Source organism: Parvularcula marina (assembly GCF_003399445.1).
GTDB classification, from domain to species: domain Bacteria; phylum Pseudomonadota; class Alphaproteobacteria; order Caulobacterales; family Parvularculaceae; genus Parvularcula; species Parvularcula marina.
The window spans coordinates 1,560,418-1,584,529 of the sequence record NZ_QUQO01000001.1 but is presented as its reverse complement, the minus strand read 5'-3'; the positions used below and the strand labels follow the sequence as shown (position 1 = coordinate 1,584,529).

Annotated in this window: 20 protein-coding genes and 1 tRNA gene; 7 read left to right on the top strand and 14 right to left on the bottom strand. The window is 59.1% G+C overall.

Annotated elements, in window-relative coordinates:
- Window positions 1-50: 50 nt before the first annotated feature.
- Window positions 51-1,652, top strand: a complete 1,602-nt coding sequence (locus DX908_RS07590; protein ID WP_116391757.1) for an MFS transporter — start codon at window positions 51-53, stop codon at window positions 1,650-1,652.
- Here the strand turns inward: DX908_RS07590 and DX908_RS07585 are convergent.
- Together DX908_RS07585 and DX908_RS07580 are read right to left on the bottom strand one after the other, a co-directional pair.
- Window positions 1,649-2,593 (bottom strand): AEC family transporter, encoded by a 945-nt coding sequence (locus tag DX908_RS07585; RefSeq protein WP_116391756.1) that lies wholly within the window; start codon window positions 2,591-2,593, stop codon window positions 1,649-1,651. The genes DX908_RS07590 and DX908_RS07585 overlap by 4 nt on opposite strands.
- Window positions 2,594-2,824: 231 nt before the next feature.
- Window positions 2,825-3,208 (bottom strand): hypothetical protein, encoded by a 384-nt coding sequence (locus tag DX908_RS07580; RefSeq protein ID WP_116391755.1) that lies wholly within the window; start codon window positions 3,206-3,208, stop codon window positions 2,825-2,827.
- A gap of 85 nt (window positions 3,209-3,293) precedes the next feature.
- On the opposite strand from DX908_RS07580, the gene DX908_RS07575 reads away from it, so the two are divergent.
- Complete coding sequence (locus tag DX908_RS07575; protein WP_116391754.1) at window positions 3,294-3,632, top strand: DUF2794 domain-containing protein; 339 nt, start codon at window positions 3,294-3,296, stop codon at window positions 3,630-3,632.
- 51 nt (window positions 3,633-3,683) lie between these two features.
- Here the strand turns inward: DX908_RS07575 and DX908_RS07570 are convergent, their stop codons facing one another.
- The gene (locus tag DX908_RS07570; RefSeq protein WP_116393025.1) at window positions 3,684-4,406 is read right to left on the bottom strand and encodes a Bax inhibitor-1/YccA family protein; all 723 of its coding nucleotides are present in this window, start codon (window positions 4,404-4,406) and stop codon (window positions 3,684-3,686) included.
- Window positions 4,407-4,528: 122 nt separating this feature from the next.
- Here DX908_RS07570 and DX908_RS07565 point away from each other — a divergent pair, with 122 nt between their 5' ends.
- Window positions 4,529-6,562 (top strand): TonB-dependent receptor, encoded by a 2,034-nt coding sequence (locus DX908_RS07565; RefSeq protein ID WP_116391753.1) that lies wholly within the window; start codon window positions 4,529-4,531, stop codon window positions 6,560-6,562.
- On the opposite strand, the gene DX908_RS07560 is transcribed toward DX908_RS07565, so the two are convergent.
- The 7 genes from DX908_RS07560 to DX908_RS07530 form a co-directional block, all read right to left on the bottom strand.
- The gene (locus DX908_RS07560) at window positions 6,552-7,880 is read right to left on the bottom strand and encodes a UDP-glucose dehydrogenase family protein (protein ID WP_116391752.1); all 1,329 of its coding nucleotides are present in this window, start codon (window positions 7,878-7,880) and stop codon (window positions 6,552-6,554) included. The genes DX908_RS07565 and DX908_RS07560 overlap by 11 nt on opposite strands.
- Before the next feature lie 82 nt (window positions 7,881-7,962).
- The gene (edd, locus tag DX908_RS07555) at window positions 7,963-9,750 is read right to left on the bottom strand and encodes a phosphogluconate dehydratase (RefSeq protein WP_116391751.1); all 1,788 of its coding nucleotides are present in this window, start codon (window positions 9,748-9,750) and stop codon (window positions 7,963-7,965) included.
- 9 nt (window positions 9,751-9,759) lie between these two features.
- Window positions 9,760-10,431 carry a 6-phosphogluconolactonase gene (gene pgl, locus DX908_RS07550; protein ID WP_116391750.1) on the bottom strand — a complete coding sequence of 224 codons (672 nt, stop codon included), beginning with the start codon at window positions 10,429-10,431 and terminating at the stop codon, window positions 9,760-9,762.
- Complete coding sequence (gene zwf, locus DX908_RS07545; RefSeq protein WP_116391749.1) at window positions 10,424-11,881, bottom strand: glucose-6-phosphate dehydrogenase; 1,458 nt, start codon at window positions 11,879-11,881, stop codon at window positions 10,424-10,426. The genes pgl and zwf overlap by 8 nt, the downstream gene beginning before the upstream one ends.
- Window positions 11,882-12,017: 136 nt before the next feature.
- Window positions 12,018-15,506: an autotransporter family protein gene (locus DX908_RS07540; protein WP_116391748.1), complete on the bottom strand. Its 3,489-nt coding sequence runs from the start codon at window positions 15,504-15,506 to the stop codon at window positions 12,018-12,020.
- A 154-nt stretch (window positions 15,507-15,660) separates the two neighbouring features.
- The gene (locus DX908_RS07535) at window positions 15,661-16,251 is read right to left on the bottom strand and encodes a YdeI/OmpD-associated family protein (protein WP_116391747.1); all 591 of its coding nucleotides are present in this window, start codon (window positions 16,249-16,251) and stop codon (window positions 15,661-15,663) included.
- Between the two features lie 6 nt (window positions 16,252-16,257).
- Window positions 16,258-16,755: a CC0125/CC1285 family lipoprotein gene (locus DX908_RS07530; RefSeq protein WP_116391746.1), complete on the bottom strand. Its 498-nt coding sequence runs from the start codon at window positions 16,753-16,755 to the stop codon at window positions 16,258-16,260.
- A gap of 159 nt (window positions 16,756-16,914) precedes the next feature.
- Here DX908_RS07530 and DX908_RS07525 point away from each other — a divergent pair.
- Window positions 16,915-17,004, top strand: a tRNA-Ser gene (locus DX908_RS07525).
- A 214-nt stretch (window positions 17,005-17,218) separates the two neighbouring features.
- Here DX908_RS07525 and DX908_RS07520 read toward each other — a convergent pair.
- The 4 genes from DX908_RS07520 to DX908_RS07505 are packed head-to-tail and all read right to left on the bottom strand — an operon-like array spanning window position 17,219 to window position 20,958.
- A complete protein-coding gene (locus tag DX908_RS07520; protein WP_116391745.1) occupies window positions 17,219-18,412 on the bottom strand; it encodes a CaiB/BaiF CoA transferase family protein in 1,194 nt (397 codons plus the stop codon).
- 1 nt (window position 18,413) lies between these two features.
- Window positions 18,414-19,352 carry a polysaccharide deacetylase family protein gene (locus tag DX908_RS07515; protein WP_116391744.1) on the bottom strand — a complete coding sequence of 313 codons (939 nt, stop codon included), beginning with the start codon at window positions 19,350-19,352 and terminating at the stop codon, window positions 18,414-18,416.
- Window positions 19,349-20,272 carry a polysaccharide deacetylase family protein gene (locus DX908_RS07510; RefSeq protein ID WP_116391743.1) on the bottom strand — a complete coding sequence of 308 codons (924 nt, stop codon included), beginning with the start codon at window positions 20,270-20,272 and terminating at the stop codon, window positions 19,349-19,351. The genes DX908_RS07515 and DX908_RS07510 overlap by 4 nt, the downstream gene beginning before the upstream one ends.
- Before the next feature lie 20 nt (window positions 20,273-20,292).
- The gene (locus DX908_RS07505) at window positions 20,293-20,958 is read right to left on the bottom strand and encodes an isochorismatase family protein (protein ID WP_116393024.1); all 666 of its coding nucleotides are present in this window, start codon (window positions 20,956-20,958) and stop codon (window positions 20,293-20,295) included.
- A gap of 136 nt (window positions 20,959-21,094) precedes the next feature.
- On the opposite strand from DX908_RS07505, the gene DX908_RS07500 reads away from it, so the two are divergent.
- Genes DX908_RS07500 through DX908_RS07490 form a run of 3 tightly spaced genes read left to right on the top strand, consistent with a single transcriptional unit; the run spans window position 21,095 to window position 24,071 of the window.
- Window positions 21,095-22,519 carry a 3-isopropylmalate dehydratase large subunit gene (locus DX908_RS07500; RefSeq protein WP_116391742.1) on the top strand — a complete coding sequence of 475 codons (1,425 nt, stop codon included), beginning with the start codon at window positions 21,095-21,097 and terminating at the stop codon, window positions 22,517-22,519.
- Complete coding sequence (gene leuD, locus DX908_RS07495) at window positions 22,516-23,154, top strand: 3-isopropylmalate dehydratase small subunit (protein WP_116391741.1); 639 nt, start codon at window positions 22,516-22,518, stop codon at window positions 23,152-23,154. Before DX908_RS07500 ends, leuD begins: the two co-directional genes overlap by 4 nt.
- A complete protein-coding gene (locus DX908_RS07490) occupies window positions 23,151-24,071 on the top strand; it encodes a hydroxymethylglutaryl-CoA lyase (protein ID WP_116391740.1) in 921 nt (306 codons plus the stop codon). Before leuD ends, DX908_RS07490 begins: the two co-directional genes overlap by 4 nt.
- Window positions 24,072-24,112 lie beyond the last annotated feature (41 nt).

The following is a 24,112-nucleotide window of genomic DNA, read 5'->3' as shown; positions in this document are numbered from 1 at the left end:
TCGCTATCCGGCTCCGCTATGGAGGCTGAACGCATAGTCAGGGGCGGCATTTGTCACAGGGCGATATCGAGAAGGAGGGCGTGGTCGAGAGCACGCTTGGCCAGCGGATAGCGGTGCTGCTCGCCTCGATCATGGGCTCTTCCATGGCGTTCGTGAACGGCACGGCCGTCACTCTTGCCCTGGACCCGATTCAGGCCGGCCTCAATGCAAGCCTTGGCGAAATGCTGTGGGTCGCCTCGATCTACATGCTGTTCATCTCTGCGCTCATGCTGATCGGCGGCGCCATCGGTGATTTTTACGGACGGCGGGCGACATTTATCGCCGGGGTGATCCTCTTCACCATCGCGTCGATCGGATGCGCGGCCGCCCCGACAGCTGAAGTGCTGATTTTCGCGCGGGCGATCCAAGGCATGGGGGCAGCGCTCCTCACGCCGATGTCGCTGACGCTGCTGTCCGATTATTTCCCCCGCAAGAGTCGGGGCATGGCCATCGGGATATGGTCTGTGGCATCGGCCATCATGACCGCGATCGGCCCGCCGGTCGGTGGCTGGCTCGTTGAATTTGCCAGTTGGCGGATGATTTTCATCCTGCCGTTGCCCTTCGGCATTCTCTCCATGCTGATTGCGTGGTGGTTTGTGCCCAAACGGCCGCCTGCACGGATCCCCGACCGGATCGACTGGGCAGGCGCGCTCTTGGCGATCATCGGTTTTGCGGGGATCGCCTATGGGTTCATCACTTTGTCGGAGCCGCATTCGGCGCATAAGTCGCTCGAATGGGGCGTGCCCATCGGGATTGGCCTCGTCGCGCTTCTCTTGCTGGTCATTGTCGAGCGGGAAGTGAAAAGCCCGATGATGCCGCCTGAGCTCTTCGGCATCAGCACCTTTAACGCGATCAACGTCATCACCTTCCTGCTTTACGGCGCGATGGGGGGGATCTTCGTTTTCTATCCCATCTTCCTGACCGACGCTTTCGGCTTCCGAATGAATGAGATTGGCGTCGCCTTCCTCGGCTTTGCATTGCCCATGGTCATTTTCACGCCGCTCTCGGCAAAGCTGGCGCGGCGTTATGGTGTCCGGATGATGCTGGCCACGGGCTCGCTTGTCGGGGTCGCGGCCTTTGCGTCCATGGGGCTTGCGCCCTGGTCAGGGACGCTGGCAGGGGTCTTTGGGTCGATCACCATCTTTGGCGCAGGCATCGCGCTTGTCGTACCGGGGATGAACACGGCGCTATTCAATGCGACGCCGGAGCATTCCCACGGGGTCGCCTCAGGCATCAATAATGCGGCGGCGCGGGCGGCGACCCTCTTTGCGATTGCAGGCTATGGCGCAGTCGCGGGCTGGGCCTTTTATAAGGTGGCAGAGAAAAATCCGGTCGTCTCCGCGGTCGGCTATGGCGCGGGCGATGATCTTGTTGGCCTCAATGCCGCCAATTACCGCGAGGCGATGATCTACAGTTTCGAGATGCTGGCTTGGGTCTCCATCGCGCTCTGCTTCCTCGCCTTTATCGTCGCGATGTTCTTCATCGATCCGTCGATTGAGAAATCTCATCCGCATGGTCATGAGGGTGAAGAAGAAGCGCAGTCGACCGGTATCCGCCGTATCTTTGGGGCGTCCCTTGGCGACCGGACGGATGTCGACGAAGACGACGACTAGGCGCCGAGTGCAATCACCAGAAAGCCTGTGACCGTCAGCATACCGATCAGCGTGCCGACCGCGACGATGGCGGCGACCTGCTTCTCATAAAAGCCGTAAGAGCTGGCAAGGACCACAGAGGAGACCGCAGGCGGTACGACCGTGAAAAGCGCGGCGGCACTCGTCAGGGCAATGTCAGATGTTAGCACCCAAGTGATCCCGGCGGTGATCGCGGGGAAGATAATGAGCTTTAGCGGCAACAGGCCGATCAGCAGCTTCGTCGGCAGGGCGGTTTGCTCTCGCGGCAGGATGACAAGATACAATCCGAGCACGAACAGGCCGAGCGGAGAAGCGATCTTGGAGAAAAGATCGAGCGGCGCGGCAACCATTTCCGGCAGTTGAATGCCGAGCATCATGAGAAGAAAGCCGAGCGCCATGCCGACCACGACCGGATTGCGGATGGCGCGGGTGGCGGCATTCACGGCATTTTTCACAGGCGACTGGTCAGGATGATCCTTATCCGGCCAAGTCATCAGCGCGGTCGCGATGGCGAAGGTCATTGTCCCCTCAAACACCATCAGGATCAGGAAGGGCGGTCCCCAGCCGGGCACGCCAAGCGCAATTGGCAGGCCGAGAAAAATCGCATTGCCGCAGATCGCCGCGAAAAGGGCGGCGCCCGTCTCTTGAATGCTCGCCCCGCAAAAACGCCGTATCCAGAAGAAACCCAGCACCACGGTCGCGGTGAGCCCGGCCAGATATCCGGCAATCATGCCCAGATAGGCAGGCTCCGGCGGGGGCGCATCGACGACGAAATTGAAAACGGCAACCGGCATCGCCACGAGGAAGACAAAGCGTGACAGCACGCGCGCCTCTGTCTGGCCGAATAGCTTCAGCCAGGCAGCGATGACGCCGATCAGGGTGGCCCCGGCAAGCGGCGCAAGGAGCGATCCGACAGAAGGCATGTCCGACGCCCTGCCGGGCGCCGGCTCATGCGGCAAGACCCAAATGTTGGGAGAGTGGGGAAGAGTAGTCGGGCGAGGGGCCTTTATTCGGGGGCTGGGGGGCGAGTTGATCCGAACTCAAGGGTCGTCCCCTCGACCGACGTCTACTAATATGACGGCGGAATTTGTCAGGCTGAGGGAGAGAATATGACCTTTTGACGGCATGCTTTGTGAAGCGTTAACAGCCTTGCCTCAGCTGAGAATCTCAAGCTCGCAATCCCGTATCAATAGGGTGGTCTGATCATCCGGCGATGGGGCGGGCAGCGCCGTTTCCAGCTTGCTCTCGCAATCCTCAATGTCGACGATGAGTACGGAGGCGCCGTCTCGCTTTCCGACGGTCAGCCGCCAGATCACGCCTTCAGGTTCGAGATAGCGGATGCCTTCATGGACGATGCGGCCATCGACTGTGATGGTCATGTCCCGACCGGCATAATTCCCGACGATATCGATCGTTTGCGGGTTGGGTGGACGCTCAAAGCTTGGCGATGGGTCAAGCGGATGAGGCTCGGGCACGCAGCATGGGCGTGCGCAACCGATCACGAGGAGGAGGAGAGCTAGCGGCAGGAATTTTGTCATCGGGTGAGATAAGCCCAATCTGCGGCCATCTGCCAAGCCTCTGAAGAATGGACAAAAGTGCGCCTTTCGGCATACCGTTTGTCCGATGTCGATGACACAAAGCCCATCGCGAGGCCGTCAGGCCCTCCCCGTCAACTTTGAGCGGGTCGAGCTCGATGCCATTCTCAATGTCTACGGGTTCTTCGTCGCCGCAGGCGAGTGGAAGGATTACGCGATTGACGGGCTGACGGACCGGGCCGTCTTTTCGATTTTCCGGCGCACGGCGGAGGCGCCGCTCTATCGCGTCGAGAAGATCCCCAGACTACGCAACAAGCAGGGCATGTATCAGGTCATTGCCATGACCGGGCAGGTCCTCAAACGCGGAAGCGAGCTGCGGCAGGTGCTCTCAGTCTTTGATCGCCAGAAACTCAAGCTCATCAAATGAAAAAGCCCGCGCCGAAGCGCGGGCTTTCATCTTGTCAGCTCCGGGTGCCGCTTAGTCGCGGGCGAGACCCAGAATGTTCAGGATGTGGATGAACAGGGTCACGAATGAGCCGTAGAGTGCAAAGGCGCCAAAGATCGACGCGCGTTGGTTATGGCTCGAGGCGCCTTCCGAATAGAGGCTCTTGATCATCTGCGTTTGGAACGCGGTTACAGCAGAGATGAAGACCACCACGCCGCATGAGATCAGGAAGCTGAACATGCTTGAGGCAAGGAAGATGTTGACCACAAGAGCTACAAGCAAGCCGATGCCGATCATGAACAGGAAGCGGCCCCAGCCCGACAGGTCTTTCTTGGTCGTGTAGCCAAAGAGGCTCATCGAGGCGAAGATTGAGGTCGCAATGAAGAACGCCTTGATGACATCAAGGCCCAGTCCGGCATTCGTATAAATCCCGACAACCGGTCCGATCAGCAGACCCCAGAGCGCAACATATGCCCAATAGGCAGCATGGGCGAGGCCAGCGCTACCGCTGAAAATCAGGCGGGGGGCAATGAAGCCCAGCGCGATGACACCGATGAAAGGGATCATGCGCAGATTGAGGGCAAACCGCAGCGCGGCTTCGTTCGTCATGAAAAACAGGCCGACCAGCGCGGTCGCGGCGATGCCCATCGCCATGTAGTTGTAGACGCCGAGCATGTATTTACGCAGGCCTTCGTCATAGGTCGCGCCGCTCAGCGTGCCACTCTCGGCGCGATAAAGGCGATCAGTCTCGTTCATGTCTTTCTCCATTCCCGACTGTCAGAGTCGAAATTCAGGGCAGAATGTAGCTATTCCGGGGGGTTTTTCAATGAAATCACGCGGTGAGTCTGTCCGATTTTCCCTTAAGAAAAGCATAGCAGATGGCCGATAGTCGCGCCATGAAGGCACATATGGACGCTAGGGTAACACTTCTGGTCATGGGGCTGTCCGCCATGGCGATGACTGCGGGTGCCGCAGAAGATGCTGACATCATTGTCGTGACGGCTGAACGGGCCGCGCGCCCATTGGCAGAGAGCCCTGTAGCCGTCACGCCTGTCGACTTGATGGATGAGGCAGCACGACTGGCTGAACATCCTGCGAGCCTTATCAATCGGGTGCCGGGGGCGTTCATTCAGGCGGGCTCGGGACAGGAGCATCTGACCGCGATCCGCTCTCCTGTCCTGACGGGCGGGGCGGGTGCGGGCTCATTTCTATATCTTCAGGACGGGGTGCCGCTGCGGTCGGCGGGCTTTGCCAATGTGAATGGCCTGTTCGATGCGATGACGCCTTTTGCGGACCGGCTAGAGGTCGTGCGCGGGCCGGGGGACGTCACCTATGGCGCCAATGCTGTCCATGGCGCGGTCAATGTGATCTCGCCGTCGCCGCTGGGAGAGGATTTCCGGAGGCTGCGACTCGGGACGGGCGCGTTCGAGCGATATTCTGGAACAGCGGAATGGCGCGGGGGTAATTTCTACACGGCGCTTCATGGCTATTCTGATGGCGGTTATCGGGACGATAGCGGCGTGAACCAGCTCAAGGGCCAGCTCGCGCATGGCTGGCAGGGGGAAGGCGTGTCGATCACGAGCCGTGCTTCCTTTCATCACCTCGAACAGGAAACCGCCGGTTTCGTGCAGGGAGAAGATGCGTACCGGGATGATGCCTTGCGCCGGAGTAATCCGAATCCGGCGGCGTTTCGCGATCTCGACCATCTGGTGCTGTCAAGCGAAGCGGTCCTGACACGGACGCAAGGTGTCCTGACGCTTACTCCTTACGCCATTGTCAGTGACATGACCTTCCGGCTCCATTTCCTCCCCTCCCAGGCGATTGAGGTGAACAGCCATGTCGCTACGGGGCTTCTCTCTTCGTGGCGGCAGAATTTGGGTGCGCGGACAGAACTCCTCGCCGGGTTTGATCTTGAATGGGCGAAGGGAGACCTCTTTGAAGAGCAGGCGATCCCGGATGTCTTCTCCTATACGCAAGGCGTGCATTATGATTACGAGGTAACAAGCCTTTCGGCTGCCCCTTTCCTGCGGATCAGACATCAGGCAACGGAGCGTCTGTCGCTGCAGGCAGGCGCGCGGCTCAATCATACGCGCTATGAGTATGATAACCGGATCGCGTCGGGGACGGTCGGCCGGTTCCTGAGGCCCGCTGACCGGGAAGACGACTTCACCGTTCTGACCGGGCGTGTGGGCGGTATCTATGATCTGGGCAGCGGGGTCAGTCTGATCGCCAGTTTCTCGCGCGGCGCCCGGCCGCCCCAGACAACCGATCTCTACCGCCTACAGATCAACCAGAGCGTCGACGGGATCGAACCGGAAACGCTTGATATGGCCGAGGCCGGAATCCGCTATTTCGCAGACAGTCTGACGGCAGAAATCATCGGGTTCAGGGGGCGAAAGGCGCATTTCCTGTTCCGGGATGCGGACGGCTTCACGGTCGATGACGGCAAGACGGATCATGCAGGCGTCGAGTTCCTTCTCGACTGGCAGGTCAATGATGCGCTGGGCCTCCGGCTGGCCGGGACAGTTGCTGATCACCGCTATGGGTTCTCGCGTCGTGTCGCGCAGTCAAGTGAGGTCATTCGTGCAGGAACGGAAGTAGATACCGCGCCGGGGACGCTACTGAATGCCGCTCTCCGTTGGCGCCCGGCGGATGCCTTGCGCCTCTCCGCCCGGCTGGCACATGTCGGTGCTTACAAAATGGATGCAGCGGGCACGGTCCGTTATTCCGGTCACGAGGTCGTCGATCTTGATGCCGAATGGCAGTTGACGGACAGGCTCGTTCTGTCAGGCGAAATCTCGAACCTGTTCGATACGCGATATGCCACCCGGGCCGATTTCGCATTTGGCTCGGAACGCTATTTTCCGGGGGAGGAGCGGGCGGCGCGGGCCGCCCTCACCATCAGCTGGTAGTCGGACGCCCGATCGAGCTGTACTCGAAGCCGTCACGCTCCATCTGCGCCGGATCATAGACATTGCGCAGGTCCACAATCTTGGGCGCGCTGAGGAGCGACTTCACGCGATCAAGGTCGAGCGCGCGGTAATTGGTCCATTCGGTCAGGATGACGGCGATATCCGCGCCTTCCATCGCCTGATAGGGGCCATCGCAATAGACCAGCGCGTCGGGGAGCAGCTTCTTGGCTTCTTCCATGCCCTCGGGGTCATGCGCGCGAACGGTGGCGCCCGCATCGATCAGCGCAGGGACGAGATCGAGGCTCGGGCTGTCGCGCATGTCATCCGTATTCGGTTTGAAGGTCAGGCCCAAGACGGCAATCGTCTTGCCGGAGAGGTCGCCGCCCGCCATCGCACGGACGCGGTTGATCATCGCCTTCTTGCGGTCGGCATTGATCTCAACGACCTGCTCGACAATGCGCACAGGGCTTTCATGCTGCTGGGCAGTACGGACGAGTGCAAGCGTATCTTTCGGGAAGCACGAGCCGCCATAGCCCGGCCCTGCGTGCAGGAATTTCGAGCCGATCCGGCCATCAAGGCCAATGCCTTTGGCGACCTGCTGCACATTGGCGCCGACTTTCTCGCAGAGATCCGCCATCTCATTGATGAAGGTGATCTTGGTCGCAAGGAACGCGTTGGCCGCATATTTGATCAGTTCGGATGTCACCCGGTTGGTGAAGACGATCGGCGTCTCATTGATGTAGAGTGGACGGTAGAGCTCCTTCATCGTCTCGCGGGCCTTGTCGTCCTGTGCGCCGACGACGACGCGATCCGGGCGTTTGAAGTCATCAATGGCCGCGCCTTCGCGCAGGAATTCCGGGTTCGACGCAACGGAGAAATGGACACCGGGTTTCAGATCCGGGCGGACCTTCTGGATGATGGCTTCGACTTCCGCGCCAGTTCCGACGGGTACGGTCGATTTCGTGACAACGACGGTATAGGTCGTGATCGCCGCTGCAATCTCTTCTGCTGCCGCATAAACGTAGGACAGGTCCGCATGGCCATCACCGCGACGCGACGGGGTGCCGACCGCAATGAAGACGGCGTCCGCGCCGGGCACGGCCTTGGCAAGATCCGTGGTGAAGGCCAGCCGGCCAGCTTTCACATTCTTTTCGACCAGCGCATCAAGGCCCGGCTCGTAGATCGGCATGATATTCTGCTCGAGCCGCTCGATCTTGGAGGCGTCCTTGTCGACGCACACTACGTCATGGCCGAAATCCGAGAAACAGGCACCGGACACAAGACCGACATAGCCGGTACCGATCATCGCAACGCGCATGGAGAACTCCTTGGGGCAGGCTCAATTTTGCGCCCCTGATAGGCTGGGAGACCCGATTTGCCTAGAGGCAGGCGCGAGGGGGCTAGAAAAGGGTGCAGGCCCCTTCATCGGCGCGACTGACCGCGGCCCGCATACCGCCAAAGAGCTCACGGCCCACCCCGTCATGGCTGTTGGTGCCGCCCGCGACAGGAGGCCGCGACATCAGATCATCGACCTTGGCTTCGAGGGTGCCGGCCTCGGCATCGAGCCGGATGATGTCGCCATCCTGAATGCGGGCAATCGGGCCTTCATGCAGGGCCTCGGGTGTGACGTGGATCGCCGCCGGGGTCTTGCCCGATGCGCCCGACATGCGGCCATCGGTAACGAGTGCGACCTTGTGTCCGCGATCCTGTAGGAGGCCGAGTTGCGGGGAAAGTTTGTGAAGCTCCGGCATGCCATTGGCGGCCGGGCCCTGAAAGCGGACGACGGCGACGAAATCGCGGTCGAGATCACCTGCCTTGAACCGGGCGAGGAACTCATCCTGATCGTGAAAGACAATGGCGGGGGCCTCGACGATGCGGTGCTCGGGCGCGACGGCGGAACTCTTGATGACGGATTTGCCGAGGTTCCCGGTCAGGAGCTTGAGCCCGCCCTGATGCTGGAACGGGTTGGTGATCGGTCGCAGAATATCTCCATTGAGCGAACGGTCCGGCCCGTCGCGCCAGACCAGCTCGCCATCTTTCAGGAAGGGCTCCTTGCCGTATTCGGCGAGCCCTTTGCCCATGGCGGTCATGCAATCGTCCGATAGCAGACCTTCTTTGCGTAGCTCGGAGATGACAAAAGCCATGCCGCCCGCGGCGTGGAAATGGTTCACATCCGCGGCGCCGTTCGGATAGACGCGAGCAAGGAGGGGGGTGACATCCGAGAGGTCGGAGAAGTCTTCCCATGTCACAAGATACCCCGCCGCGCGGGCCATCGCGATGATGTGGAGCGTGTGGTTGGTCGACCCGCCTGTCGCATGAAGCCCGACAATCGCATTGGTGAATGTCGCAGCGGAGGTCATCTCCGCCATACCAAAATCTTCCATCCCAAGAACATGGGTTGCGGCAGCGCGGGTCAGGGCCTCACGTAATGGCGTGTTTGGATTGACGAAGGCGGCGCCGGGCAGGTGAAAGCCCATGACCTCCATCATCATCTGGTTCGAATTGGCGGTGCCGTAAAAGGTGCAGGTGCCCTGGCTATGGTAAGAGGCCATCTCTCCTTCGAGGAGTTCTGCCCGGCCAATCTTGCCTTCCGCATAAAGACCGCGAATGCGCGCCTTCTCCTTATTCGGCAGGCCCGAGGTCATCGGCCCCGCCGGGACAAACAGGATTGGCAAATGTCCGAATGAGGCGGCGCCGATGAAAAGGCCGGGTACGATCTTGTCACAAACCCCAAGGCAGAGGGCGGCATCGAATGTGTCATGGGTCAGGGCAATGGCGGTCGCCATGGCGATGACATCCCGACTGAAGAGCGAAAGCTCCATTCCGTCCTGTCCTTGGGTCACACCGTCGCACATGGCGGGCGTGCCGCCGGCGACCTGCGCAACGGCACCCACCTTGCGGGCGGCATCCCTCAGGAGTTTCGGGACATCCTCATAAGGGGCGTGGGCAGAGAGCATGTCATTATATGACGTGACGATGCCGAGCGACTTGCCAGCCGTCCGAAGGCGGAGCTTGTCTCCTGCTGAGGCGGCAGCATAGGCGTGTGCAAGGTTGCCGCAGGAGAGATGACCGTCCCGCTTGCCCCGTCGCCGCATCGCCTCGATCTTGTCGAGATAGTCAGCGCGCGTTTCGCGGCTGCGCTCTTCGATACGGTCGATGACGGACTGGACGGCACTATGGGTCGGCATCGCGGTCTCCTATGGCGCCCAGAAAATGCTGAGCGGTAAGTCAGGATCGTGGAGGAGGCGCCGGATCGGCAGATCGCCTTCAGGGGCGTCTGATCCGGCAAGCTCGAGGATATCCCGCTTGCCCTCGCCGGAAATCATCAGAAAGAGATCACGGCACTGACGGATGGCGGGCAGCGAGAGCGTGAGGCGCGGGTAGGGCGCCTCGGGCGGCAGGGGATGGGGAATTGTTTCGGCAAGGATCGTCGCGCCTGGTGCGCAGGCCGCATCCATGCCGTCCCCATCTGGAAAGATCGATGCAAAGTGTCCGTCCCCGCCCATGCCGAGCAGGACGACATCAAAGGGCAGGTCGAATTTCTCAAGCGAAGAGAGCGTGTCGAGCGGCAGGAAACGCGCAGAGACGGCCGCATCTTTCAGGAGATGTTCGCGCAGCATGTCGGCATTGCTCACCCCTGCTTCGGGCGGTGCCATGCGCTCATCGGACAGGGTGACCGTCACCTTGTCCCAATCAATCCGGTCATCTTGTGACAGAAGTTCGAAGGCCGGTTTCGGTGTGCCGCCGCCGGAGGCCACGAAACTTGCCATGCCGCGCGCCTCAATAGCAGCACGGAGCTTTTCCGAAATTGCCTCTGCGACCGCGGCGGCAAGCGCGTCTTTCGTCTCGTATGCGGAGAGATCAGTCATACCAGCTATGCTCGTTCCGTTCGGTCAGCGTGTGCTTCGCCGATGGCCCGGACGTTCCGGCCTTGTAGGATTTGGGCTTCATGTTCTGCTGGTCCCAAGCGGCGACAATGCCATCAATCCAGCGCCATGCGGCTTCCTGTTCGTCCCGCTGGACGAAGAGCGCGGGATTGTTGTTCAGCGCATCAAGGATCAGCTGCTCATAGGCAATCCGGCGGCGCTGCTGGTCTTCGGGCAGATGGTCGGAAAGCGACAGGTTGAGCCCAAGCTCTTGCAGGGACATGGCGCCTGATGTCAGGCCCGGCCGCTTGCTCATGATCTGCAGGCGGATTTCTTCCTGCGGTTGCAGGGTGATGATCAGCTCATTCGCGGATACCGCGCCGGAGAAGATCGAATGCGGGACCGGTCGGAAGGAAATGACGATCCGCGTCTTGCGCTCGCCCATGCGTTTGCCGGTCTGGATATAGAAGGGGACCCCCTTCCAGCGCCAGTTCCGCAGCTCCGCTGTGATCGCCACAAAGGATTCCGTGTTGCTCGATTTGCGGTCAGCATCGGTGAGGTAATCTGGGGCCTTGCCGCCTTTTTCGTCAAAGCCTTCGGAATATTGTCCGCGCACGGTCTTGGATTCGACATTCTCCGCCGTAATCGGCGCAAGCGTCTTGAGGACTTTCACCTTCTCATTGCGAACAGCTTCGGCATCGAGAGAGGCGGGTGGCTCCATCGCCACAAGGCAGAGGAGCTGCAGGAGGTGGTTCTGCACCATGTCCCGGATGGCACCGTAATCGTCGTAATAATCCCCGCGGCCTTCCACGCCGACTGCCTCGGCAATGGTGATCTCCACACTGTCAATAGAAGTAGCGCTCCACAGCGGCTCGAAAATCGTATTCCCGAAGCGCAGGGCGATGAGGTTCTGCACCGTCTCCTTGCCGAGATAATGATCGATCCGGAATGTCCGGTTTTCGTCAAAGGCATCCGCCAGCGCATCATTGATGGCGACGTTGCTTGAGAAATCGTGGCCGATCGGCTTCTCGACGACAATGCGATTCGGGGAATGTGACAGGCCGACCGCTTTGAGGTTCTGGGTCGTGGCTGCAAAGATGGCGGGGCTGGTCGAGAGGTAGAAGACTGCTTCCTGATCGCTGCCGCCGATCTCTTCTTTCAGGCGCTCAAAGTCAGAAAGCTCGTTGGCGTTCACGGAGAGATAGGTGACGCGTTCGGCAAAGCTTGCGAATTTTTCTGCATCGAAATGCTCGCCCGTCCGCTCACGGACCCAGTCCTCCATTTGCGCACGGAAGTCTTCGCTCGTCCGCTCTGAGCGCGAGGCGCCGATGATGCGCTGGCCGTCAGTCAGCAGTCCTTCGAGGTGAAGAAAGTAGAGCGACGGAAAGAGCATGCGCCGCGCCAGATCGCCGGTCGCGCCGAAAAGCACAAAAGTCGGGGCAGAAGAAGGCATCAGAATTCTCCATGGGCGCGCAATGATAGCGCTCCCATACCGTGAGTGGGGGACAGGTCAAGATGGGGGCATTTGCCCCTTACTGTCACTAGGAGGGCCGGTCACCCATAAGGGGCATACCGGCCCACACTCTAGGCTACCATTTGAGGCCGACACCGACGCGCAGCGTATAGACTTCCGTCTGCTCGCCAAAGGTGCCCGAAACGCCCGCATGGATCGTGGCGTACTCGTTCTCATAGGTCATGTCGCCGCCGATGATCGCGGCACCGCTTTCCGGCTCGGAAGTCAGGGTGAATTCCTGCCCGCCGTCGAAATTATAGGTCGCGGTGTAGTCATCGGTCAGGAGCTCCTGGCTCCAGGCCGCGGTCAGGCGCGGACGGAAAGTGCCCGGGACGCTGAACTCATAGGCCTGACGGCCCGAGGTGAAGACGCGGGAAAGCTCAAAACCGACATTCGCGCGAAGGCTTTCGGCCTCACGTTCCTGCACCGTCAGCGCCAGCGCAGGGCTGCCTGTTTCCGTATAGGCATCTTCTTTCAGAGCAACGAGGTCGAAGCCGGCAAACGGCCGAACTTCGGTCTTGCCCATCTTCATGACATAGCGGACCCGGCTGTTCGCGGTCAGCTGCGTGCCGCTCCAGTCGCCGGTCACGACGCGGTTGCCACCGCCGAAATTGATGTTCCGCTCGGAGGTCGAATCCGTGATCGCGTAACCGATGCGGCCGTCGACTTCGAGAGCGCCCATACGGTCCGCGAAATAGAGATCGAGGCCGATCGTCGTGCGGTCAAACGGGAAGTCCTCGCCAAGCTGCTCGTCGTAACGGGCAGAAGCGTAGTGACCTGAGATCCCGACCGCATCGAACATGCCGATCGGCGCATCGACACCGCCAGCAATCACAAAGCCGCCGCCGTCAAAACCGTTGGAGCTGTCATCAGGATCGCGATTGACGAAGTAGCCCTCTTCCTGAAGCCAGAAGCGGCGCTGCAGGCGGTCATCCCCGGAAGTGATTGCATCAACACGGTGGCTGACGAGAGACGTGACGGAGTTGTTCTGTGCCCGCGAATAGGCCAGCGGTGCATCCAGCGGCCCGGCAAGAACCTGACTGAAGAGGCTCATGAACTCTTCATTGGTCGTGGCATTAAAGAGGGTACTGCCAAGATCCTGATCCGCAGTCAGGGCACTGATGACCGGTGCGAAGGCATTCGTCATGCCTTTGCCGATACCCAGTTCTGCCGCTGTCTTCCGCTCAAGAACGAGGGAGAGGTCGTTATTGTCGCGGCGCACTGACTGTTTGAAAAGGACCGGCAGGGTGCCATCCGCATTCTCGCTGAGGGACGCGTTCAGCGCATCGATGTCGATGTTTAGCGTGCCTGCCGACAGGATCACCTGATCGACAGTTTCGTTGTCGAAGGCGCCTTCGAAGAGGATCTCAAGCTCGGTCGTGCTGTCGAGATCGGCAAGTCCTGCTGTGACGCTCGAAACGCTGGAGCCATCGGCAGAGATCGAGAAGCCAAGCGTACTGGCAACCTGTTCTCCCATGATATCCATCGGGTCGACGATCAGTGAACCGACGGTCAGGTCCGTGCCTGATCCGAATGTGAGCGAAGAGCCTGCAACAGTGATGTCGAGGGAGCCGGCCGAAGCAATGTTCCCGACCAGAGCCGAATTATTGCTCAAGGACAGGATTGAGGTGCCCGTGCCGAAATCAATCATGCCGGCGACGAGGCCGTTGTCGACCAGCAATTGTTCGTCACCATCGCCAAAGTCGATCCCGCCTGAAATGACTGAACCTTGCGAGAGATCAACCGTATCGTTGCCAGCACCAAGATAGAGCGTGCCGAAGGTCGGGCCGGCATCGCCGATGAACATGTCATCGCCGGAACCGGTCAGGATATCACCCGTGATCTGGCCGAAATTGGCGCGCCCGATAGAGTCGACATTGATCCCCGGGCGAGATGTCACCGTGTTGCGGATCGTCACGCCCGTCGTGTTTGCGCTGAAATCAAGCGCGATGGCCTGGCCTACCGGCTCACCATTGTCACGCTCAGTATTCGCATTGTTGTCATTCTCGTCGCTCAGGAGAGAGAGGATGATGCCTGAGTTCACAAACTCAGTGATCGTCCCGCTTTCATCGCGGATCGCATAAACATCGCTGTCATCGCTAATTGCGAAGACTTCAATCCGGCCATCATTGTTAAAGCTCGGCAGATTGGCGCCGACGTCGATATGGATGCCGGTCGCATCTCCGCCCGAGCCACTCACCCCAGCACTGATCCGTCCACGGTTAAAGAGGGTCGGGACATTCGCGCCGCTGCCAATATACATACCGGTCGCTGCTGCGCGCAAAGACTGGGTGTCGATGGCGCCGTCATTGCGGATACCGCCTTCGATCGTTGCATTGCGGATGGAGACGGCTTCGGAAGCAACGCCAGGATAGACGCCATTGCTGACCATCTGGCCGCGATTGATGACGCCGTAATCGCCATATTCCGGGATGTCATCATCATTATCCGGATCATCATCATCCAGCAGTGCCTGGCGAGCTTCGTCGATATTGACGTTCTCATACGCGCCGATTGTGATGCCGCCGGCACCGCCATCGATCCGCAGGGCATTACCAACCCCGAAGACGCTGATCGCGGCCGTCGTGACAGTCTGATCGGTGACATCCGCGAATTCCGTGACCAGCGGCGCATCAATCAGTACACCGCCTACGACGTCGTTATAGACAGCAACACCGTCGCCAGATGTGAGGGCGGTCTGTGACGCATTCCGTTCCAGAATGGCGAGGGCCTCAGCTGACTGGGACTCATCCACATCGGGGGTACTGGCATCATCTTCAATCGGAAGCTCAGGGTTCGTATCGGCAAAGCCTGTCACCTGAAGAATGCCGTTGACCCGAAGCGAGCCATTGATGGCGCCGTTGACGAGGATCGCGCTGCTATCCATGCCCGTTACGGAAATGCTGGAGCCGGAGCCGACATTCACATTTCCGTCCATGTTGCCATTAATCAGCAGACCCGCGGAATTCTCCCCGGTCATGATAATGTCGCCGAAGAAATCGATGACATTGTCGCCGTCCGAGTTCGTCAGATCACCATCAAGCGCGATCGCAGCGGAATCGTCCCCGCGAACGGCGACGAGGGCTGTGGTGTTGAACAGGATCGCGCCGTCATAGCTGCCCGCATCGAGGCGGAAGCCATAGCGGTTATCGGCATAGTCGGGCGGGGTGATGCCGTTCTCATCGTTGTCGTCCGGGTCGACCGGACTGTCATCTTCAAGCCGGGTCGTCCCGCTCTGAACGTAGCTGAAGGTCACATCGCCCGTGACCAGAACGCCGGTTGCGTCATCTGCTGCGGCGCTGCCATCATCCGATGTGTCGTCGATCGCGATTTCGCCGTTTTGCACGACGTCACTATCGGAATCGATGGTCACAGCGGTGCCGCTGGTCACGGTAATGCTGCCATCTGAAGAGATGGTCAGATCGCCAGTCGTAGAGGTCGCGACGGGATCGGTCGTATCCGAGTCGATTGTCTGCTGGGCAAGTGCCGGATGGCCGATGGCGATCGCAGCGGAGCCTGCCAGAAGTGAAAGGGACAGACGCCGGATACTAAGCGTGGTGGTCATGAATTACTTCTCCCGCGGGGAACCTGTCGCCCCGACATACCCGAAAGGGACCCGGTTTTCGCGGTGCCCCAGCCTTTTGAACGCTGTCCTCGCCGAACCCCCTGCGCAATGCAAGATGCCGTGAGATGTCACCCTGGTTAGGTTTGGCGCGCCTTTAGCGGTATTTGTCGTTTAGGCCGAGACCTGCCTTGATCATCTGGATCATTTTCCCGAGCCGCCGCTCTCTTGTCTCTGGCTTTTTGGCCTCTCCAATATGCTCTGCATATTCGCGCTGGCAGGAGGGACTGAGCGCGGAAAAGGCCGTTTTCAGCTCAGGATCGGCTTTGATAGCATCAACCAGTTCGGTCGGAATTTTGACGGGAGGCTTTGATTTGACAGCCTTTTTCTTCTTCTCAGGCGGCAGCGCCATGGCCTCTTTCAGGTAACGCTTGATCAGGGCGGGTTTGATCTCCCTCTCATCGGTAAACCGCATCTGGCGCATCATCTGGGTTTTGCCCGGCTGGGCATTGGTCAAAAGGCCGTCACTGTCGACAAGCCGCGCGCCTTCAAAGAACCAGATCCCGAAATGCGCCTTGAAGGCGCCGAGCCCGGCTACATTTCGGCCTTCATGCGTATAGCAGGGCATGCCCCATTTGATCGTTTCGGTGAGTCCGGCCGCCTGCATCAGCTGCCGCAGCCTGAGGAGCGCATCCGAAAAGGGTCGCTCCTGGGCGAACCAGTCATCTGGCGATGTCTTGCTCGCCATAACCCCTTATCCGTCGAGCGCGCTTTCGCCGACGGTTGTGCCGCCCAGATTACCGAGCACCTGGCGGGCGTCATAAACGCCCTCATCGCCGGGCATTTCGCCTTCGCCGAGAAGGATTTCGAGCCGGACAACGGCTTCACGAGGGCCATTGTCGCCGAGCGGAAGGCGGACGCCGACCCCGACGCTCGAATTGCGCCCGCCCGTGGCGCCGCCAATCCCGATGCTTGTGCCGGAGCTGCGGCCCGAAGGGGTCTCAACATCGCGGCTGACAACCCGGAACCATGTTGCCCCTTCGCGAGTGGCGATTTCGGCTGCGCGCCGCAGGGCGCCGTCATCGGCGCTGGTCATGTCCCGGCCGCGATAGGAGACCCGGTAGCGGTCGGCCTCGATCTGCTGGTCGCGATAGCCGAAACCGGTATCGGTCGCGGGACCGTAAACGCTGGTCGTCGAGGCACAGGCGGCAAGGCCAAAAAGGGTGAGGGCGGCAATCAGGATCTTGTTCATGGCGCCAAGATTAGGCGCTCTGTCATCAGCCGTCCATTAGGCCAGAACAGTGCCTCTCACAAATAGGTTGCAACCGCGCGCGCGGGGCATTAGCACGCCCGCTCGCCGGACAATCGGAGTTGCCTGATCATGGCTTCGTCGCGTCCTGCGAACCCCCGTGGAGAGGTGCCGGAGTGGTCGAACGGGGCGGTCTCGAAAACCGTTGAGCGCGCAAGCGTTCCGAGGGTTCGAATCCCTCTCTCTCCGCCAGATTCTTTTTCGCGCTACCGCCTTCGGCTACTTGAGCGCATGGCTGTCACGCCGGAGCTTCGCATGAAGCGCAGGCGGACTTTCACCGCTCAGGCTTATTATATTTTGCCTCACGGCGCGCAGCGCCTCCGGCAGGGCGGCCTGACCAGCCGGGCCACGCATGTGGCCTTCTGAGCCGAAGATTGGGCACAAAGTTTCTCTTGAACTCGCTTTTTTACTCGTCGAGCGGGTCAACGACCTGCTGATCAATGAGGCGCTTGATGCGCGCTGCATCGCAACCGAGCTCTGAGAGGATCTCCAGCGTATGCTCGCCGGCTTTAGGTGGATCATACCGCAATGACGTACGCGTCTCATCGATTTCGAGTGGCAGGGAAGGCAGCTTTGCTGACCCCTCCTGATCGGGGAGTTCGATATTCAGAAGTCCACCATTCGCATTGAGGTGCGGATTGTCGGTCAGATCCTGCGGGTGCGCAACCGGCGCGAAGGGAAGCCCGCTTTCTTCGAGGATGCTGACAAGCTCATCCTGCGAATGGCTTTTGCAGATCGATTTGATGGCGGGAAGAATGCGGTCGCGTGCTTCAACGCGTTGCGCATTGGTTTGCAGGCCGGGATCATCACGAAATCCGTGCAAGGAAAATGCGTTACAGAAAATCGGCCATTGCTTGTCACTGACCACACCAATGAAGAGCTGTTTGTCGTCCATGGTGTCAAAGAGATCGTAGATAGCCCAAGCGGATGTGCGCACCGGCATCGGTTTGACGGTCTCGCCGGTGACGGCGGCCTGCGCGATGTGCTGGCCGACCATGAAGGCCGTGGTCTCAAAAAGCGAGCTGACGACTTTGCGGCCTCGTCCGGTTGCGGAGCGTTCAGCGAGTGCCGCCAGAATGCCGATGACCCCGAACATGCCGCCTGCAATGTCGATCACGGATGATCCGGCGCGCAGCGGACGGCCTGGTGGGCCTGTCATATAGGCAAGGCCCCCCATCATCTGGGCGACTTCATCAAGCGCGGTGCGGTGGTCATAAGGGCCGGATAAAAACCCCTTCTCCGAGCAGAAGATCAGGCCGGGATTTTCTTCTTTGAAAGTGTCATACCCCAGACCTAGCCGTTCAACGGCGCCGCCGCGAAAATTCTCGATGAAGATATCCGCGCCGCGGATCAAATCCCTTGCCAGTTTCAGTCCATCCTCAGATTTGAGGTCTACGGACAGACTGCGCTTGTTGCGGTTATACATCGGGAAGTAACCGGCGCCGGACCCCTTCAGGCGGCGGGTCGGGTCGCCGCCAATGGGCTCCAGTTTGATGACGTCCGCGCCAAGGTCGGCAAGGATAACGCCGGCGGCTGGTCCCATGACCATATGCGTCAGTTCAATGACTTTTACGCCGCGCAGGGGCAGGGTATTCTTCATGTTACGCTGTCTCCGGCGTTTGTGCATTCTGCCACGCAGACAGAATCTCCTCGCCAGTTGCATTCCAGACAGCGCCTTTCTCGAGGATGCGGTTCAGCACCTCTTTTAACGCCCAGATGCGGAAGGGTTGGCCGATAATGTATGGCGTCAGCGCCAGATGAAGCACTCGTCCGCCATGATCTTTTGCTTCAGCTGACAGGCGGTCAAACGCGGCGATGATCTGTTCGATATAGACTTCTTCGCGCTGGCCCAAATTTTGGAGGACATGGCGGTCTTCGAGTTCATGCGTATACGGCATGGCATGGATGGGGCCGCCCTCAGTCGTCATCAGATAAGGCATGTCGTCATTACCCCAGTCACACACATATTCGAGACCGGACTGCGCTAGGAGCGACGGAGTGGCATAGCTTTCAGAACGCGCTGGTGACATCCAGCCCTTAGGGATGATCCCGGCATTGTTCGAAAGATCGTCGAGCGTCCTGTCGATGATATCCTGCTCTGTGTCCTCTGGCGTTTCGCCATGGACGACATCATTCATGTTACGGGCATGGGCGATGATCTCCCAGTTCCGGCTTTTGAATTCTTCTACCAGCATGGGCGCGCGTGTCGTCAGATCACTGCTCATATTGACGCTGGCGGAAAGTCCGAGCGAGTCGAGCACTTTCATGATGCGATACATGCCCACGCGGTTGCCGTAATCACGTGTCGTGAAGGTTCGGAAGTCAGGATAGGGCGTTGCCATATGGCCCGGCGCACGCAGAGGGCCGGTATTGGGCGTCAACGGAAAGAATTCCCCTGAGATGGTGATCCAGAGCGCCACACCTGCCCCTTCCGGCCATGACACCGGCTTGCGGTCAAACAGATTGGACCAGGGGTAGAGGTCGTGATCCATCCCGTGCTGGCGTTTGGGGTATTTGAGATAATCATCAGGGAGCGTCATGCCGTACCTCCCTTTCCATGCGCGCGAATATGCGCATCGAATTCGTCATAGTAATTCGCAAGATAGAAATCGGAGATTTCGGCGGCGGTCGTCAGCCAGACATCGTCGCTATGGCTTGCGAAATATTCGAGGGCTTTCCTGAAGGGATCAATGCGGTGGGCGCGCCCCACAAGATAGGCGTGCAGGGGCACGCACATGACGGTACCGCTGTCGGCCCCCTCTTCGAGAAGGGTGTCGAAATGGCGTTTTAAGAGGTCCGTATACTGCTCAGGTGAGAAACCAAAGACATTATAGGCATAGTGATCATTGACCTCGAGCGAATAGGGCATGGAGATCAACCGGCCATTCTTGACCTTCACCGGCAGGGGCTGGTCATCATGAAACAGATCGCAGGTATAGCTGAGCCCGCAATCCGCGATGATGTCCATCGTGCTCATCGTGTGAGTTAGGGCAGGCGCCAGATAGCCTTTAATATCCTGACCCGTGGCGGTTTTGACGGTTCGGATGGAGTCCTCAACGACCGCGCGCTCCTGCGCTTCATCCATACCGTATGTGTAGCGCGTATTGTAAATTCCGTGGGAGAAGAACTCCCAGTTCCGCTCCTGACACGCCGCGATGATTTCGGGATGGTGCTGGCACATGGCAACCGAAAGAGAAACGGATCCGCGGACGCCGAACTCATCCATGGCCTCCATCAGCCGCCAGTGACCAACGCGATTGCCGAAATCACGATAGGCGTAATTCACAACGTCCGGCTCAGGGCGAGGCCAGCTTTTCCGCTGGGGGTTTTGCGGCGGTGACAGCTCGTAAAATTCGATATTGGGTGCGACCCAAAGGGCGAGTTTCTTGCCGCCCGGCCACACAATCTTCGGTCGGTCCTTATAGGGAATATAAGAATACAGTCCCGGATCAGCTGTCATGAAATTGTGCTCGCTAGTGTCTAGTGGGCTTCGATCCAGTCAAATACGGCCTGAACAGGAACGATGTCGGCATATTTGAGATGAAGATCCGTGAGGTTTGCGTAGTGATAGCTTTCATGTTTGTCGGCGACGCATTCCATGGGAACAATCGTGCGGTATCCGTGTGAAAGACTGTCAACGGCGGTGGCGCGCACGCAGCCTGATGTCGACCCACCGGTCACAATCACGGTGTCTACCTTGTGCCAGGTGAGAAACGAGGCCAGCGGTGTTTCAAAAAACGCCGACGGCATACGCTTGGTGTAAATTGCATCTACATTCTGATCGATGGTGAGTCTGTCGTCGAATTCTGCCCGATCAGAGCCATATTTGATATTCTGCAGGCTGTCCGGTGTATCGGTCCGTGTCCCCCATATACCGGCATCGGCGGCATTTTCCATATAGCTGACATGCGTCCACACGACGGGATAGTTCTTAGCTCGAGCGGCTTTTGAGATGCGGTCGATATATTCGCATTGCAGAGGATCTGTGACGTAGGCGGTCTTTGGGAAAAGATCCGGGCGCGTATAGGCTTTTTGCGGGTCCACATTCACAATGGCGATCTTTGTGCCGAAGCCGAATGCGCGCCGGGCCGGATTGGCGTAGGCTTCCTCGAAAATCTGCTTCGCCGTCTTGTCCGTCGCGACCATGGTCGGTTCTGTCATGCGCTTGCTTTTCTCTAAATCGGTTCTTGATTTAATGTTATAGAGATATAACATTTGCTGTGCATAGTAGCAAGCGCCGTGACAGGCCGGAATGCCGGTTCAGGACAATGAAAAGAGGCACATGACGCCGTCTTCGACCCTATTTGACAAGCTCTGGCAGGAGCACTGCATTCAATCGGACGCGTCAGGCGAAGACCTCCTCCTGATCGACCGCATCCTGCTGCACGAGCGCACGGGGGCGGTGGCGCTGGAGGCGCTGCGGGAGAAAGGGCGCGAGGTCAAAACGCCCGCCCATGTATTCTGTACAATGGATCATATCGTGTCGAACCGGCCCGGCCGTACGCGGAATGAGGCGCGAACGCCCGGCGGTGATGTCTTTATCTCATCGACCAGAGAGTCGGCGGCACGGTCCGGGGTGACGCTTATCGATATCGATGATGCAAGGCAGGGGATCGTGCATGTCATGGCGCCGGAGCTTGGTATCGTGCAGCCCGGTGTCAGCATTGTCTGTCCCGACAGCCATACTTGTTCGTTGGGCGCGTTCGGTGCGCTGGCCTGGGGGATCGGTTCATCCGCCGCTGAACATGCGCTGGCAACGCAGACGCTGAAACAGAAGAAACCGGCAAATATGCGGGTCACCCTGAAAGGTGGGTTGCATCCGGGTGTCTATGCAAAAGATATTGTTCTGGCACTGATCGCTCAGATCGGAGCAGGCGCAGCGGCCAATCACGCTGTCGAGTTCACTGGCGGAGGCGTCCGCCAGATGAGTATGGAAGGGCGCATGACGCTCTGCAATATGGCGGTTGAGTTTGCGGCCTTCACCGCGCTGATCGCGCCGGATGAAAAAACATTTGAGTACCTAGCAGGCCGGGAGTTTGCGCCAACAGGCGCGCAGCTTGATGATGCCTTGTCATGGTGGCGCGACCTTGCCTCTGATGAAGAAGCTGTGTTCGATAAGAATATCACTCTCGATACGGATGCTCTGGCGCCGCAGATAAGCTGGGGGGTCAGTCCCGAACAGTCAGGCGGCATTGATCAAACGCTTCCCTTCATTGCAGACTTGCCTGCGGAGAAAAGAAAGGCAGCTGAAAACGCACTTGCCTATATGGAATTGCAGCCCGGTCAGCGTCTTCTAGGTGAGGCAGTCGATGGCGCCTTTATCGGTTCGTGTACAAATGGCCGTATCGAAGATTTGCGCGCCGCCGCTTACATTCTGAAAGGCAATCAGGTTTCGCCAGACGTCAAAGCGATCTGTGTGCCAGGCTCGCAAGCGGTCAAACGTCAGGCCGAAGCAGAAGGGGTTGCTGAGATTTTCAAACAAGCCGGTTTTGAATGGGGAGAGCCCGGTTGCGGATATTGTTTTTATGCGGGCGGAGACACCTTCGCGCCGGGCGCAAGAGTGGTCAGCTCCACCAACCGTAATTTCGAAGGGCGGCAAGGCCCCGGCGTGCGTACACATCTTTGCAGCCCGGCGACCGTTGCAGCCTCTGCTATCGAGGGCGTCATCGCCGATCCGCGAGAGGCGGGCGGGGTGAGGCCGGTATGAAACCTTTCACCACGCATAGAGGCATTGCCGCACCGCTCCTGCGGGACAATATTGATACGGACCAAATCATTCCATCCCGGGAGATGAAGACGGTTGGCAAAACAGGACTGTCCGAGGGGCTCTTTGCAGGCTGGCGCTATCTGACGCCCAATGCGCGTGATCTGAACCCTGATTTTATTCTCAATAAACCGGCTTTTCAGAATGCCACCATCCTTGTCGCATGCGCGAACTTCGGATGCGGCTCGTCGCGCGAACATGCGGTCTGGGCGCTCGCTGAGTATGGTATCCGCGCCGTCATAGCGGAAAGCTTCGGATCAATTTTTCGCGCGAATGCCATTCGGAACGGCGTGTTGCCCGTTTCTCTGCCGCGAGCCTCAATTGCACGGCTGGCGACAGATCTTCAGGATTCGGCACAACCGCCTCAGATCGAGATCGACCTGAACAAATGTGTGTTGTTGATGAATAGCGAGAGCGAAGCCGTCATCATGTCTTTCCAGCTTGCAGATGCGGAGCGGGAGATGTTGCTGAACGGCTTTGACCCTGTCGACCTGACGCAAACGCACTCAGCGAAAATTGAAGATTTTATCCGTGATCATCGGATAAAAAGGCCATGGATATATAAAGACGAGATATGAGCAACGTCCTGATAAGCGAAGTCGGCCCGCGTGACGGGCTGCAGAACTGCAAATCGATCATGCCAACGGCGCTAAAGCTCCGTTGGATCGAAGCGGCGGCAAAGGCCGGCTTGCGTGAGGTCGAAGTCGGCTCGTTCGTGAACCCTAAGCTGTTGCCGCAGGTCGCAGATACGGCAGAAGTCGTCGCAGGTGCTCGGCACATTGATGGTCTTGAGATCGCAGTCCTTGTGCCGAATATACGCGGAGCAAAGGCGGCAGTGGAATCTGGTGCGCACAAGATGACCTTGCCGCTGTCCGTCAGCGAAACTCACAGTATAAAGAACGTCAATCGGACCCATCCCCAGATGCTGGATGAGGCACGGGCGATCATGGCCCTGCTGGCAGAAATCGATGCCGACAATCGCCCACATTTTGAAGTCAGCCTGTCCACGCTTTTCGGCTGCACAATTGAAGGTACGGTCAGCGAGAAGAAAATAGCGACGCTTACCGAGGAGCTGACGGCTATCGGGGTTGATGAAATCGGCCTGTCTGACACGACCGGATACGCCAACCCGGTCTCTGTACGCCAAATGATCAGCCTGACGCGATCTATCGCAGGCGATGGGAAGATTAACGGCATTCACCTCCACAATACGCGAGGGCTTGGCCTAGCCAATGCGCTTGCGGCATTTGAAGAGGGACTGACGACTTTTGACAGCTCTCTGGGCGGCTTGGGTGGATGCCCGACGGCACCTGGCGCGAGCGGCAATATCGTGACGGAAGACCTCGTCTACATGTTCGAGGCGATGGGTGTCTCCACGGGCGTGGATATTGATGGCCTGCTTGAATGCCGGAAGATCGTAGAGGCGGCTCTTCCTGATGAGGAACTATTCGGCTTCATTCCGGAAGCCGGGCGGCCGCTCGGCGCCACGTATTAGGTCAAGCAGCTTTCTTTTCTGCATTTGTATGCGGACAAAAA

Excerpts from the sequence above, each read along its gene's own strand:
- DX908_RS07585 (WP_116391756.1), bottom strand. The coding sequence starts at position 2,593 with ATGCCTTCTGTCGGATCGCTCCTTGCGCCGCTTGCCGGGGCCACCCTG.
- DX908_RS07580 (WP_116391755.1), bottom strand. The coding sequence starts at position 3,208 with ATGACAAAATTCCTGCCGCTAGCTCTCCTCCTCCTCGTGATCGGTTGC.
- DX908_RS07575 (WP_116391754.1), top strand. The coding sequence starts at position 3,294 with ATGTCGATGACACAAAGCCCATCGCGAGGCCGTCAGGCCCTCCCCGTC.
- DX908_RS07570 (WP_116393025.1), bottom strand. The coding sequence starts at position 4,406 with ATGAACGAGACTGATCGCCTTTATCGCGCCGAGAGTGGCACGCTGAGC.
- DX908_RS07565 (WP_116391753.1), top strand. The coding sequence starts at position 4,529 with ATGGCCGATAGTCGCGCCATGAAGGCACATATGGACGCTAGGGTAACA.
- DX908_RS07560 (WP_116391752.1), bottom strand. The coding sequence starts at position 7,880 with ATGCGCGTTGCGATGATCGGTACCGGCTATGTCGGTCTTGTGTCCGGT.
- edd (WP_116391751.1), bottom strand. The coding sequence starts at position 9,750 with ATGCCGACCCATAGTGCCGTCCAGTCCGTCATCGACCGTATCGAAGAG.
- pgl (WP_116391750.1), bottom strand. The coding sequence starts at position 10,431 with ATGACTGATCTCTCCGCATACGAGACGAAAGACGCGCTTGCCGCCGCG.
- zwf (WP_116391749.1), bottom strand. The coding sequence starts at position 11,881 with ATGCCTTCTTCTGCCCCGACTTTTGTGCTTTTCGGCGCGACCGGCGAT.
- DX908_RS07540 (WP_116391748.1), bottom strand. The coding sequence starts at position 15,506 with ATGACCACCACGCTTAGTATCCGGCGTCTGTCCCTTTCACTTCTGGCA.
- DX908_RS07535 (WP_116391747.1), bottom strand. The coding sequence starts at position 16,251 with ATGGCGAGCAAGACATCGCCAGATGACTGGTTCGCCCAGGAGCGACCC.
- DX908_RS07530 (WP_116391746.1), bottom strand. The coding sequence starts at position 16,755 with ATGAACAAGATCCTGATTGCCGCCCTCACCCTTTTTGGCCTTGCCGCC.
- DX908_RS07520 (WP_116391745.1), bottom strand. The coding sequence starts at position 18,412 with ATGAAGAATACCCTGCCCCTGCGCGGCGTAAAAGTCATTGAACTGACG.
- DX908_RS07515 (WP_116391744.1), bottom strand. The coding sequence starts at position 19,352 with ATGACGCTCCCTGATGATTATCTCAAATACCCCAAACGCCAGCACGGG.
- DX908_RS07510 (WP_116391743.1), bottom strand. The coding sequence starts at position 20,272 with ATGACAGCTGATCCGGGACTGTATTCTTATATTCCCTATAAGGACCGA.
- DX908_RS07505 (WP_116393024.1), bottom strand. The coding sequence starts at position 20,958 with ATGGTCGCGACGGACAAGACGGCGAAGCAGATTTTCGAGGAAGCCTAC.
- DX908_RS07500 (WP_116391742.1), top strand. The coding sequence starts at position 21,095 with ATGACGCCGTCTTCGACCCTATTTGACAAGCTCTGGCAGGAGCACTGC.
- leuD (WP_116391741.1), top strand. The coding sequence starts at position 22,516 with ATGAAACCTTTCACCACGCATAGAGGCATTGCCGCACCGCTCCTGCGG.
- DX908_RS07490 (WP_116391740.1), top strand. The coding sequence starts at position 23,151 with ATGAGCAACGTCCTGATAAGCGAAGTCGGCCCGCGTGACGGGCTGCAG.